Raw genomic sequence first — 13,803 nt, forward strand, 5'->3', positions numbered from 1 at the left:
TAAATGCAGTTAAGTATTGTTGCAAAAACTTTAGGTCTTCTTTTGATGGTTTTCAGTTTTGCGCAGATACCTCCAATATTAGTAGACTTGGTATACTCAGAAGGTGAGTATCTAACTTTTGTATTTTCATTTATCCTGACAGTGTTTGGAGGCCTCGTATTATGGTGGCCTTTTAGAGCAATAAAGAAAAGCTTTCGGCTTAGAGAGGGCGTTTTAATAGTTGTTAGCTTTTGGATTGTTTTATCTCTTTTTGGAACACTGCCTTTTTTAATAACTGAATCGATTAGTAATCTTACATTTTCTAATGCATTTTTTGAGTCAATGTCTGGCTTAACAACAACGGGTGCTACTATTTTAAGCCAACTTGATGATTTACCCAAAAGTATTCTTTTTTATAGGCAGCAACTTCAGTGGCTTGGAGGCATGGGAATTATTGTTCTTGCTGTAGCAGTCCTGCCTCTATTAGGCGTTGGAGGAATGGAGCTTTATCATGCAGAGTCTAGTGGTATTGCGAAAGATAGGCTTACACCAAAGTTGCGAAATACTGCGATAGCTCTTTGGAAAATTTACCTTTCATTGACTGTGTTTTGTGCACTTGCTTACTTCTTTTCAGGAATGTCTATTTTTGATGCGATTAGCCACAGTTTTTCTACAGTTGCAATTGGAGGTTTTTCAACCCATGACAGCTCTATTGGTTATTTCAACTCGGTACCAATAGAAATGATTGCTATGTTTTTTATGTTTTTAGCGGGTATTAACTTTTCATTACACTTTGTGGCGTGGAATAACCGCTCACTTGTTGACTATGTTAAAGATTCTGAATTTAAAACCTATGCAATAGTTTTGCTTTCTGCATCTACTATTGTAGTAATTGCTCTTTCTCTAAATAGTGAGTATGGCTCAACTTCAGAAACAATAAGACACAGCTTATTTCAAACTATTTCAATAGCTACCACAACTGGCTTTACCTCACAAAATTACAGTAACTGGCCTGCAGCAATACCCGTTTTCCTAATAATGGTTAGTTTTATTGGTGCATGTGTTGGATCTACTGGAGGCGGAATTAAAGTGGTTCGAGTACTTGTCATGTTTAGATTAGGAATGAAAGAAATACATAAGTTTATTCGCCCTAATGCTCAGGTCAGTATTAAGCTAAATAAGGCTAGTATTAATGAAAAAGCCCTAGTTTCAGTACTTGGTTTCTTTTCACTCTACGCTATTTCTTTTATTTTTATTATGATGTTGTTAATGTTTGCAGGTTTAGACCAGGTAACTGCCTATTCTGCAACAGCAGCAACCATGAATAATCTTGGACCAGGCCTTGGAGAAGTAGCACAAAACTATGGATCCCTGGGCGAAACTGCTAAGTGGGTTTTGAGTTTTTCAATGCTGATTGGAAGGCTTGAGGTTTTGACTATTATTGCCATTTTTCATAGAGCTTTTTGGAGGCATTAATAAGTTTATCAGCCCCACCAGGATGGCAGGGCCGATAGAGTATCTTTTTACAATAATGGTGCAATAACTAAACTTACAATCGCCATTACATTAATAAGAATGTTCATCGCTGGACCAGAGGTGTCCTTGAACGGGTCCCCAACTGTATCACCTACAACAGTAGCTGCGTGAGTGTCAGTACCTTTGCCACCTAAGTTTCCTTTTTCAACATACTTCTTAGCGTTATCCCAAGCACCGCCTGCATTAGCCATCATTAGAGCCATTAGAACACAACCAAGAAGAGCACCACCAAGCATTCCACCAAGTGCCTCAGGACCAATAAGGAATCCTACTACAACTGGTGCTGCTACTGCAATGACTCCTGGAAGAATCATTTTCTTCAGTGCTGCAGTTGTAGCAATGTCAACACATTTAGCAGTATCTGGCTCTGCTTTACCTTCTAGAAGTCCTTTTATCTCTTTAAACTGCCTCCTTACTTCTTCAATCATTTCAAAAGCAGCATCACCTACAGCAGTCATCGTAAGAGAAGCTATTAAGAATGGAATCGTACCACCAATAAATAAGCCAATTAAAACATCTGCACTATTTAACTCGAGGATAAAGTTCATTCCCATTGCTGCATAATTAGCACTAACCGTCTCAGTATAGGCAGTAATAATCGCAAGAGCAGCAAGAGCAGCAGCGCCGATCGCAAATCCCTTGCCAATAGCTGCAGTTGTATTACCAAGCTCATCAAGAGAATCTGTAATCTTACGAGTATCCTCTCCAAGTCCAGCCATTTCTGCAATACCGCCTGCATTATCTGCAATTGGTCCATAAGCATCAATTGCCATAGTCATGCCGACTGTTGCAAGCATTCCAATTGCAGCAATACCAACACCATACAAGCCAACAAAAAGATTAGAGACATAAATAATTAAGCAAATCATCAATACTGGGATTACAACAGATTGCATTCCAATTGCTAAGCCTTTAATCATTACCGTTGCAGCGCCAGTTTTTCCAGATTCTGCAATATCTCTAATTGGTTTTCCAGCAGTGTAGTATTCAGTAACAAGACCAATAATGATTCCGCCAAAGCTTCCCATTAGCACAGCTACCCAAATAGAATTTGAGACATCTAAAAAATCGATTAGGAAATAAGATGTAACGATAAATAATAAAGCAGAGCCAATTGTTCCCATTCTCAAAGCAGATTCAGGTGATTTATTTGAAGATAATTTAACAAATAAAATTCCAAGAATTGAGCAAACTAAGCCAAGTGAAGCAAGCGCTAAAGGAAGAGACATTAACTCAGCTCGGTTTCCACCAAGTGAAGTAAGGCCATCAATAGCAAGAGTAGAGGCAATTGCTATTGTTGCAATCATTGAGCCACAATATGACTCAAAGATATCTGATCCCATACCAGCTATATCACCTACATTATCACCAACATTATCCGCAATAACTGCAGGGTTGCGAGGATCGTCTTCTGGGATTCCTGCTTCTAATTTACCAACTAAGTCAGCTCCAACATCAGCACTCTTAGTAAAGATACCACCACCAACACGAGAGAATAGTGCAACAACTGAGGCGCCCATTGCAAAACCATGGAGAGCTTCTGAATGCTCTGCTCCAAAAAAGTAGTAAAGTCCACCTAGTCCTAATAAACCAAGAGCCGCAACTGATAAGCCCATTACTGAGCCACCAAAGAATGCAACAGTTAGGGCGGCAGAGCTTCCGCTATCATGAGCTGCTTGAGCTGTTCTTACATTAGCAATAGTTGCTGTGTTCATACCTATATAACCAGCGGTGGCAGAAGTAACAGCTCCGACAAAGAAACATAAGGCACTTAAAGGGCCAAGGAATATATAAAGTAATATTAATAGGGCTAAAGCAAACATGCTTAGCATTTGATATTCACGCTTCATGAAAACAATCGCGCCAATATGAATTTGTTCACCAATTTTTTTAACGTCACCACTTCCACCATCTTGTTTACTTATCCATTGATATATAAATACAACAATAAGTAAGCCCAGAACACCAAGTGCAGGTGCTATTAAATTTTGATCAAAATCCATTTCCTCTCCTTAAAATAAAATGAAGCGGCAATGATATCCTAAAGTGTTTAAAAATTGGAAAAAAAATACCAGTTTTGAATTGAAATGAACTAAATTGGCTATAAATTTATCTTATAAAATCAAATTTATAAATTTTTGTTGTTTTGGATTCAAAATGTTTGTAATTCGGTTTGCACTTCTATCCTCTTTTTTTTATGCACTTAATGTAACTATGGTGCCGTTAATTTATACTTTTGAGATTAGCGCTTTTTTATTTTTATTTGTTCGCTTTGGCACAACTTTCTATACTTCACTGCTTGTTACCAAAAGTCTTTTCTCATTTAGTGAAATTAAACATCAAAAACTGGGCATTTGGATTCTTATTCTTTCTGTTTTATTTGGTGTTCAGTCCTGGCTTTATGTTGAAGCCGTAAAATATATGTCGGTAGGCCTTGCTAGTGTGGTGCTTTTTACTTATCCCTTAATTACTTATTTAATAATATCACTGACAAAGCGAAGATCTCTCGATTTAATAACAATACTTATGTTTATACTTGCAACTCTAGGAATTGCTGCGCTCTCTCAGAGCTCAGAAGGCTTTTACACCATGGTAATTGGGATAGTTTTAGCCTTACTTTCAGCAATGACCTATTCTTTAATTTTAATTACAACGCCAAAAGTGAGTGGTTTAAAAAACTGGGAAATTGTTAAATACACTACTCTTATTCCAGCGCTTACCTTCTTATACTTATTTATAAATGAAACTGGTTTTTATTGGCCGCAAAATGAAGGAATAATTCTGTCTCTCATTTCGGGAACTTTTTTTGCTACAGGAATGATGTTTTATCACATGTCTGTTCGTAAATATGGTCCTATAAGAACCGCTAATATTGGCTATACAGAACCTCTATTGGTGTTAGTTTTCGGTTTTATGGCATATTCAGATGCAATTACTATTACTCAGGGAATAGGGGTAATCATGGTAGCAATTGCTTCAATTACAATTGAGAGGAGGCAATTGAAGCAAGATAAACGACTTAAGATGTAAACTATCCTTTAGAAGCTAATAGCTCATTTATCTTTAACTGAGAAACAAAGCTAGTCAATTGGAATAGATAAATTTTCTTTAACTTTATTCATAACCACCATTGAACTAAAGCGTTTGATATTTGGGTTTTCTAAAAAATATTTTTTTGTAAAATCTTCATAATCACCCATTTCTTTAAAGGTGGCCATTAAGACATAATCATAATCACCAGTAACGTAGTAACACTGCATAACTTCTGGGGCATCAAACATTGTTTTTTTAAATTGAATATCAGGCTCTGTGCCCTCTATATCACTCAGTATCTGAACTATAATGGTAATTTTTCTATCCAGTTGATTGCGATCTAAAACTGATATATCTCTTTCTATAATGCCAGTTTTACGCATTGAATTTAATCGTCTTTGACAGGCTGAAGACGATAATCCCACTTCTTTCGCTAACTGTTGAGAAGTAATCTTATTATTTTCTTGGACAATTTTTAGAATTTTGTAATCAAAACTATCTAATTTATTCATAATACGATGTTATCACATAATTTATTTAAAAAAATCAAAATAATGCGTAAATTATGCAAATTTTAGCAAATGTAAATCTTTCTAATCTTAATGATAGTGTTAAACTTTCTTTCCATAAATAAAAAAGGAGAACTTTATGAAAAAAATCATTTCGATTTTTACATGTTTTTTTCTTGTTTTAGGTTTAGCGCAAACGTCTTCTGCTGAATCTGATACATTAAAAAGACTTAAGAAACAAGGATATGCAACAGTTGCTGTTGCAAATGAACCACCTTACAGTGATATTAAATCTGATGGCTACGTTACTGGTGCTGCACCAGATGTTGCGCGTGCCGTGCTTGCCGTTCTAGGTGTTCCAGAGTTAAAAGCTGAGGTTATTATGTATGGTGCTATGATTCCTGCTCTACAAGCAAGAAGAGTAGATATGGCAACTTCTGGTCTTTACATTAAGCCTGGCAGATGTGAGTCTATCATTTATTCTGAGCCTGATTTATGTGGCGCTGAAGCTTTTGCTGTTCCAGCTGGAAACCCAAACAACCTATTAACTTATGAAGACATTGCTGCGAACCCAGCTTTAAAAATGACTACATGTGCTGGTTGTGCTGAAGAGAAATATGCTTTAGAGCGCGGTGTAAGTGCTGATCAGATTGTTTATTTTGATGCGCCTCCAAGTGGTATTAAGATGCTTCAACAAGGTAGAGTTGACGTCTTTGCTCTATCAGGTTTAGGTACAGCAGATCTACTTAATAAAACTAATGATCCAAACCTTGAGTTAATAATGCCTGTTACAGGTGTTCCGATGGGTTGTGCTGGTGCAGCATTTAACAAGGATGATTTAGAGTTCAGGTCTGAATACAATATGGCTTTAGCTATGTTAAAGGCTACTGGAGAGTTTGAGGCAATTATTGCGCCTTATGGTTTCTCTGCAGCTGCAACTGCTTCGAAGTCTTATTTGACTCAATGTCCTGATGGAATGTAAATTTATTCTTTAACCTTATTCTGCCCTCTAAATATTAGTGGCAGTGTTTGTTTTTAGAGTTTATTTAGTAACCTAATCTGCCCTGTCAATTTTTTACAGGGCAGTTTTTTTAGAGTTTTTTATGAATGAAGTTCTAGAGTTTTACCCATTAATTATTAAAGGAACTATCACAACCATACAGTTGACCGTAATGGGTGCAATCTTAGCACTCATTGTTTCATTTATTGTTGGAATTGCAAGAATATCTTCATTTGCCTCGGTAAGAGTAATAGCAATTATTTATTTAGAATTTTTTCGTGGCAGTTCAGCTCTTGTTCAAATGTTTTTTATTTATTTTGTTTTGCCAATGTGGGGCATTTATTTTGATGCCATAACTGCGGGTGTTATTGCTTGTGGCCTGAATGTTGGTGCCTATGGATCAGAAGCTGTAAGAGGAGCTATACTTGCTGTTAGCAAGGAGCAACATGAGGCATCAAAAGCTTTAAACTACTCAAGCTATGAGAAATATAGATACGTTATTATTCCTCAGGCAATTCCAATTATGATTCCTACATTTGGGAATCTACTTATTGAGCTGATGAAATTAACAGCAGTATGCTCTCTTATTACTATTTCAGATCTTACTTTCATGGCACAAATAATCAGGGTTCAGACTGCTTTAACATTAGAGCCATTCCTATTAATTCTCATTATTTATTTTATTATTGCTACAGTCTTAGTTCAGATAGTAGACATGATTGCTAAGAAGTTTTCTAAAGGTAGAAATATTATGACTGCAGGAGACAAGTAGCTATGGAATGGAATTGGGATCATGCATATGCAGTCTTACCTCAGCTTCTTAAAGGCTTAGTCATTACAATTGAAGCTACCATTGTTGCATCCTTAATTGCTTATATTTTAGGATTAGCAATAGCTATTTTCAAGATGTCTAAAAGCAAGTTTGTGCGTGTTTCCTTATATTGGATGACGGAGTTTGTTAGAAGAACACCAATCCTAGTGCAGTTGTATGTTGTATTTTATGTCCTTCCTGATTTTGGAATTTTCCTAGAAGCGTTTACATGTGGGGTAATTGTATTAGGTATTCACTTTAGTACATATACGTCTGAAGTTTTTAGGGCCGGCATTGATAATGTTTCTAAAGGGCAGTGGGAAGCTGCAAAGTCTCTAAACTATAATCCATATCAAGCTTGGAAGCATGTTATTTTGCCTCAAGCTATCCCCCCTATGATTCCACCACTTGCAAACTATTTGATCACAATGTTTAAGGAGACGCCATTGTTGGCATTTATTACAGTAGTTGAATTATTTAGAGCAGCGGATCAATATAGTAATAGTTATTACACTTATCTTGAGCCTATGACCCTTGTTGGGGTGTTCTTTTTAATCGTATCTATTCCATCAGCAATGATAGCAATGAAATTAGAAAAGAAATTTAAGCCAATAAAGGTGAATCGATGAATTTCGTAAGTTCGCACTGGGGAACTTATAAATTTTCAGTAGATAAGAATAAAAAAATACAATTAGATAATTGGGGGTTAGATTCTTCTCCAACAGAATTTGGTTTAGGTCTAGCTGATGCTGCTATCGATAATTTAAGAATCACTCAGCCTCATGTAAGAAAAGGATGGCTAGATAATATAGGTAAAAGTGATGGCAAAAGAGGCCAAGATGAGTTTATACCTGTCAGCTGGGATGAGGCATTTGAGCTTGCATCTAAAGAGCTATTAAAAACTAAAAATGCCTATGGTAATTCAGCAATTTATGCCGGGTCGTATGGATGGGCAAGTGCTGGAAGATTTCACCATGCTAAAAGCCAAGTTAATCGTTTCTTTAATTTATTTGGAGGCTTTAGCTCATCATTTCAAAGTTACTCATACGCTGCAGCGCAAACCCTCCTTCCTCATATAATTGGTTTAGACTTATATACAACACTTGAGGAGCATACGACCTGGAATGCTCTATCTGAGGAGTGTGAGTTAATATTAATGTTTGGCGGAATGCCATTAAAAAACTCTAAAGTTTCAGCTGGAGGCGTAGGAAAGCACGTTACCCAGCTGGGCATGAAAAAGTGTTTTGATAAAGGGGTCGAGTTCATTAATATAAGCCCTCTTATGGATGACGCGCCTAAATTTTTAAAAGCACAGCAAGTTCCTATTCGGCCAAATACTGATACCGCTTTAATGTTGGCTCTAGCTCATATTTTGATTAAAAATCAATCTTACGATAAGGATTTCATAGATAAATATACTGTGGGATTCGATAGTTTTTCTGACTACGTACTAGGCAAAAAAAATAATCAAGAATGCAGCCCTGAATGGGCATCAAAAATTACAAATATTCCTGTCAAAACAATCTACGAGCTAGCAAATAAAATAATAACAAAAAAAACCATGATTTCTTTATCTTGGAGCCTACAAAGAGCATCGAGAGGGGAGCAGCCTTTGTGGATGGGAATTACTCTTGCGGCAATGCTAGGCCAAATTGGAACTGCCAGTGGTGGCTTTGGATTTGGATACTCTAGTGTAAATAGTACAGGTGATTCATTTGATAAAATTCCTTGGCAAAGCCTACCTCAAGGTAAAAATAAGATTAAAGATTTTATTCCAGTTGCAAGAGTAACCGATATGCTGGAAAACCCAGGAGGGGAGTTTGATTATGATGGAAAGAAATTAACATACCCAGATATAAAATTAATTTATTGGGCGGGAGGAAATCCCTTTCATCATCATCAAGACTTAAATCGACTGACTAAAGCTTGGCAAAAACCCAATACAATTATTGTTAATGAAATTTGGTGGAATTCTCAAGCTCGTCACGCTGACATTATTTTCCCAGCCAATACCGCTTTAGAGAGAAATGATTTAATGCTGAATCCAAGAGATCCAACAGTTGTAGCGAATAAAAAAGCTATGAAAAGCTATAAAAATTCAAAAACTGATTTTGAAATATTTTCAGGGTTAGCAAAAAAACTGGGCTTTCTAGAATCATTTACTGAAGATAGGAGTGAATTGGATTGGATAAAATTTATATGGAATAACAGCTCAAAAACGAATCAAAAAAATATAAGTTTTCCAAGTTTTGAAGAATTCTGGAAAAAAGGGTATTTTGAACTTCCAGCCCCAAAGATTGAAAAAATTATGTTTAATGATTTTAGAAAAGATCCAATTAATTTTCCTCTAAAGACCCCCTCAGGAAAAATAGAAATATCCTCTGAAACTATATCTAACTTTCAATTAAGTGATTGCTTCTCACACCCTTACTGGTTTGAGCCATATGAGTGGTTAGGAAACATAGATGAATATCCATTGCATTTAATTTCAAATCAGCCAACGCATAGACTCCACAGCCAGCTTGATAACGCTGCTAATAGTCAGAACAGTAAAATAAAAGGCAAGGAGCCAGTGATGATTAATTCATCAGACGCTCTAGATAGAGATATTCAGGATGGTGATATTGTGATGTTATTTAACAAAAGAGGAAGGGTATTGGCTGGCGCAAATATTTCTGATAGTGTTATGCCTGGAGTTGTTGTGCTGTCAACTGGCGCCTGGTTTGATCCAGACTATGCTTTAAATTTAGAGAGACATGGCAACCCTAATGTTCTCACAAAAGATGTTGGAACTTCGTCTTTAAGTCAAGGACCAACTTGCCATACAACTTTAGTACAAGTGAGAAAAGCAAAGAGAGAGGAAATTGTGGATGTGAATATTTTTAAAACTCCAGAAACCCTTAATTGATAAAGATACTTAAACAAAATTAATAACTAACTAAAAATTTAATACTATGAATAATATTATACAGTTTGAAAATGTTTCAAAATCTTTCGGTGATTTAAAGGTTTTAGATAAGTTAAATTTGGAAGTGAAAGATGGTGAAAAATTAGCTTTGATTGGGCCAAGTGGTTCTGGAAAGACAACAATCTTACGAATTTTGATGACATTAGAAACTATTGATGATGGTTTTGTTTCAGTTAATGGTGAATATTTATGGCATGAAAAAAATAATGGAAAAATTATCCCAGCCTCTGAAAATCATCTTCACAAAATGCGTGATCATATTGGGATGGTCTTTCAGCAATTCAATTTATTTCCTCATCTAACTGCTATTGAAAATGTTGAACAGCCCCAGATCTTAATAAAGAAAAGATCAAAGCCTGAGGCGAAAGATAAGGCTGAAGAATTATTTAATTTAATTGGGCTAAACGATAAAAAAGATCATTATCCTCATGAATTATCAGGTGGCCAGCAGCAACGCGTAGCAATAGCTAGAGCTTTAGCTATGGAGCCAAAAATTATGTTGTTCGATGAAGTTACCTCAGCTCTAGATCCAGAGCTTGTTGATGAGGTATTAACTGTTCTTCGTAAGTTAGCATCTGATACGGATACTACGATGTTAACGGTTACTCATGAAATGAACTTTGCACGAGAATTTGCAGATAGAGTTTTATTTTTTGATGCGGGTCAAATAGTGGAGTCTGGAAAGCCTGAGAATATTTTTGCAAATCCAGAAAAGAGACGAACTAAAGAATTTCTTAAAAAATTTATTAACAACGTCAATTAATACTAAACCTACCAAATATTTTTACGATTATGATTAAACAATACAAGCACTTAGTTCATTCAACAAAACATTTTGAGAATTTAAACATTCAAGCTGACTTTGAATATAAGCATCAGCATATATTGAGTTTAGAGGCATTTGAACGAGCAAATAAAGAAATCACCACGTGGGATAATTATGAGCCAACACCGCTCCATTTTTTCCCTGATATGGCCAAAGATGCCGGCGTTTCATCAATTGCATACAAGGATGAAAACTTTCGTTTCTCTCTCAAAAGCTTTAAAGCCCTTGGAGGTGCTTATGCAGTAGCCAATCTTTTAATTAAGAAACTAAAGGAAATTGGAATTACAGCTAGCTCAAAGGATCTTATTGCTGGTACATATAAACATGAAACTTCAAAAATTACTGTCTGCTGCGCAACTGATGGAAATCACGGCAGGTCAGTTGCTTGGGGATCTCTTCATTTTGGTTGTAACTGTGAAATTTATATTCATCGAAATGTCAGTGTTGGGCGAGAAGAGGCAATTGCTAAATATGGAGCACAAGTTAATAGAATTAAAGGGAACTATGATGACTCAGTTCGTTTAGCTGCTGAAGTGGCCGATAAAAATGATTATACGGTTGTATCTGACACTTCCTATGAAGGTTATACGGATATTCCAAAAGATGTAATGCAGGGATACACTGTAATGGTGGATGAGTCTCTCAAACAGCTGGATGAAATGCCAACACATGTTTTTTTACAAGGAGGCGTTGGAGGATTCCCAGCAGCTGTTGTTTCCTTCATAGTTGAGAGCCTCGAATTTCCTCCTATTTTCGTGATGGTAGAGCCGACAAATGCTGATTGCTTATTTCAGAGTGCGGTTAATGAAAAGCCAACTGTTATCCACGGTGATCTAGATACCATAATGGCCGGTCTTGCTTGTGGAGAAGTATCTTTATTAGCATGGTCTATACTTGAGAGTTATGTGCCCCACTTTATGTCAATAACTGATGAATCAATCCCTAAAGTGATGCAACTTCTTGCCAATCGAGACAAACCTATTGTTGCTGGAGAGTCTGCTGTTACTGGACTGGCAGGATTCCTCATAGCATGTAATGATAGTGACCTTAAAGAAAAACTGTCAATTAATGAGAGTTCAAAGATTTTATTTTTTGGGACAGAGGGTGACACCGATGAAACGATGTACGAAGAATTAGTGGGCAGGTCTTCATCCGAAGTTTTAAGCGGCCTTTAATTTGACAGGAGATAAAGAAATGATTATTCCAACTAGAGGCTTTGAAGTTTCTGAATATGAAAATAGGCTTAATAAAATTCAAAAACTTATGTTTGAGTCTAAGATGGATGTTATCTTATTGACTACTCAGGTTGATATTGAGTATTACACAGGTTTTAAAACTCAATTCTTTCAAAGTCCAACAAGGCCATGGTATGTTCTGATTCCAGTCAGTGGCAAACCTCAAGCAATTATTCCTACGATCGGTGAGTCTGGAATGAGAGAAACATGGGTTGATGATATAAAGACGTGGACTTCTCCCAACCCAAAAGACGATGGAATTAGTATTCTCTTGTCTTCAATAAACTCCTTAACGAAGACTCATAAATGTCTTGGTGTTCCTAAAACCCTCGAAAGCACTCTAAGGATGCCACTGGGTGATTACGAATATTTAATAAACGCTTTAAATGGTATTGAGATTAAAGATGCAAACAAAATTCTCAGAAAAGTAAGGTTTGTAAAATCAGCAGCAGAAATTGCAAAGATTAAACATATCTGTCAGCTAACTTCTCAAGGCTTTATAGATTTAGAAGGTTTTCTTAAGGCTGGTGAAAGTGAGCGTGAAAATTGTAAGAGATTCAAGCAGCACCTTCTTTCTTTGGGGGCAGATGACACTCCTTATATTGTTTCAGGTTCGGGACAAGAAGGATATGGCTCAATTATTATGGGGCCAACAGAGAAAATCATTGAAGAGGGTGATCTTTTTATAATAGATACTGGCTCAGTTTTTGACAGTTATTTCTGTGACTTTGATAGAAATTATGCATTTGGACACATAGGAGATGAAGCTAAAAAAGCTTATAGAGTTGCCTATGATGCTACTGAGGCAGGATTTAATGCTGCTCAAGTCGGAAACACAACCTCAGATATTTTTAATGCAATGAATGATATCCTCCAAAAAGGTGGAGCTTTAGGCAACACAGTTGGCAGGCTTGGGCATGGGCTCGGAATGCAGTTAACTGAGTGGCCATCAAATACTTCAACTGACAATACTGTTCTTGAGCCGGGTGTTGTTTTGACTTTAGAGCCAGGAATGGCGTTTCTTCCAGGTAAAGAAATGGTTCACGAAGAAAATATTGTCATTACTGAAAACGGACCTGAGTGGTTAAGTATAAGGGCTGCAGAGGAATTACCAATCATTCAGTAGAGTTAAATTTTTGTTTCATAAGTTTACATAAAGAGAATTACTCTTATATAATAATGAGAATCATTATTATTTGTATTTAAACAATGCTTAGTGTTAGTAATTTATCAGTCTCATTTGATGAAAATCATGTTCTAGATGGCTTTAATTTGGATCTCCAAAGTGGTGATATATTTGCACTTCTGGGCGATAGTGGAAGCGGAAAAAGTTCTGCCCTTAGGTTCATAGCTGGACTTGAAAGCGCTAGTAACGGAAGAGTCGCTTTAGATGGTAATAACTTAAGTTTAGATGGAAATCATTCTGTCAAACCAGAGTTAAGAGAAATCGGAATGGTTTTTCAGGATTATGCTCTATTTCCTCATATGACAGTCTTTCAAAATATTAGTTTTGGGATTGACTATCTATCTAAAAAAGACAAAATTGAAAGAGTTCAAACCCTTTTAGAGTTAATTAGCCTTCAAGGAATCGAAAAAAAATACCCTCACCAACTTTCAGGCGGTGAACAACAACGTGTTTCTCTTGCAAGATCACTTGCAACCTCTCCAAAACTATTGCTACTTGATGAGCCTTTCTCAAGTTTAGACAAATCTCATCGTGATCAATTAGTCCAAGAAGTTAGGGTTATTTTAAAAAATGCTGGGGTCACATCTATCCTTGTGACACATGATGAAAGCGAAGCAGAAGCCTTTGCAGATAGGGTTGGAATTATTCATAAAAAGAAGTTGCTTATTAAATGAAAATAGGTATCATATGCAAATGATAGTGATTATCATTTGCAATAAG

General features: G+C 36.3%; 12 protein-coding genes. 10 read left to right on the top strand and 2 right to left on the bottom strand.

The features are described from left to right. Nucleotides 1-3 precede the first annotated feature (3 nt). Entirely contained in the window at nt 4-1,455 is a 1,452-nt protein-coding gene (locus ABXT69_RS02775; protein ID WP_416679002.1) for a TrkH family potassium uptake protein, read from the top strand. Between the two features lie 47 nt (nt 1,456-1,502). Here ABXT69_RS02775 and ABXT69_RS02780 read toward each other — a convergent pair whose 3' ends face one another. After that, the gene (locus ABXT69_RS02780) at nt 1,503-3,518 is read right to left on the bottom strand and encodes a sodium-translocating pyrophosphatase (protein ID WP_416679004.1); all 2,016 of its coding nucleotides are present in this window, start codon (nt 3,516-3,518) and stop codon (nt 1,503-1,505) included. Nucleotides 3,519-3,672: 154 nt separating this feature from the next. On the opposite strand from ABXT69_RS02780, the gene ABXT69_RS02785 reads away from it, so the two are divergent. After that, entirely contained in the window at nt 3,673-4,545 is an 873-nt protein-coding gene (locus ABXT69_RS02785) for a DMT family transporter (RefSeq protein WP_416679006.1), read from the top strand. A 50-nt stretch (nt 4,546-4,595) separates the two neighbouring features. On the opposite strand, the gene ABXT69_RS02790 is transcribed toward ABXT69_RS02785, so the two are convergent. Further along, entirely contained in the window at nt 4,596-5,060 is a 465-nt protein-coding gene (locus ABXT69_RS02790) for an Lrp/AsnC family transcriptional regulator (RefSeq protein ID WP_416679008.1), read from the bottom strand. A 136-nt stretch (nt 5,061-5,196) separates the two neighbouring features. On the opposite strand from ABXT69_RS02790, the gene ehuB reads away from it, so the two are divergent. The 8 genes from ehuB to ABXT69_RS02830 all read left to right on the top strand — a co-directional run bounded on the left by ehuB (nt 5,197) and on the right by ABXT69_RS02830 (nt 13,757). Then, nucleotides 5,197-6,039 carry an ectoine/hydroxyectoine ABC transporter substrate-binding protein EhuB gene (ehuB, locus tag ABXT69_RS02795; protein ID WP_271541642.1) on the top strand — a complete coding sequence of 281 codons (843 nt, stop codon included), beginning with the start codon at nt 5,197-5,199 and terminating at the stop codon, nt 6,037-6,039. A 121-nt stretch (nt 6,040-6,160) separates the two neighbouring features. Continuing rightward, entirely contained in the window at nt 6,161-6,829 is a 669-nt protein-coding gene (gene ehuC, locus ABXT69_RS02800; protein WP_416679010.1) for an ectoine/hydroxyectoine ABC transporter permease subunit EhuC, read from the top strand. A gap of 2 nt (nt 6,830-6,831) precedes the next feature. Next, on the top strand, nt 6,832-7,497 hold the full coding sequence (ehuD, locus tag ABXT69_RS02805) for an ectoine/hydroxyectoine ABC transporter permease subunit EhuD (RefSeq protein WP_416679013.1): 666 nt from the start codon (nt 6,832-6,834) through the stop codon (nt 7,495-7,497). Next, a complete protein-coding gene (locus tag ABXT69_RS02810) occupies nt 7,494-9,776 on the top strand; it encodes a molybdopterin-dependent oxidoreductase (protein ID WP_416679015.1) in 2,283 nt (760 codons plus the stop codon). The genes ehuD and ABXT69_RS02810 overlap by 4 nt, the downstream gene beginning before the upstream one ends. A gap of 46 nt (nt 9,777-9,822) precedes the next feature. Beyond that, complete coding sequence (gene ehuA / locus ABXT69_RS02815) at nt 9,823-10,599, top strand: ectoine/hydroxyectoine ABC transporter ATP-binding protein EhuA (RefSeq protein WP_271537677.1); 777 nt, start codon at nt 9,823-9,825, stop codon at nt 10,597-10,599. Nucleotides 10,600-10,628: 29 nt separating this feature from the next. After that, nucleotides 10,629-11,837, top strand: coding sequence for a diaminopropionate ammonia-lyase (locus ABXT69_RS02820; RefSeq protein WP_416679017.1), 1,209 nt, complete (start codon nt 10,629-10,631; stop codon nt 11,835-11,837). Between the two features lie 19 nt (nt 11,838-11,856). After that, nucleotides 11,857-13,023 carry a M24 family metallopeptidase gene (locus tag ABXT69_RS02825; RefSeq protein ID WP_416679019.1) on the top strand — a complete coding sequence of 389 codons (1,167 nt, stop codon included), beginning with the start codon at nt 11,857-11,859 and terminating at the stop codon, nt 13,021-13,023. Between the two features lie 83 nt (nt 13,024-13,106). Next, nucleotides 13,107-13,757 (top strand): ABC transporter ATP-binding protein, encoded by a 651-nt coding sequence (locus ABXT69_RS02830; RefSeq protein ID WP_416652981.1) that lies wholly within the window; start codon nt 13,107-13,109, stop codon nt 13,755-13,757. The last annotated feature ends 46 nt before the right edge of the window (nt 13,758-13,803 follow it).

The sequence above is a fragment of the Candidatus Pseudothioglobus sp. Uisw_016 genome (assembly GCF_048087635.1).
Classification (GTDB): domain Bacteria; phylum Pseudomonadota; class Gammaproteobacteria; order PS1; family Pseudothioglobaceae; genus Pseudothioglobus.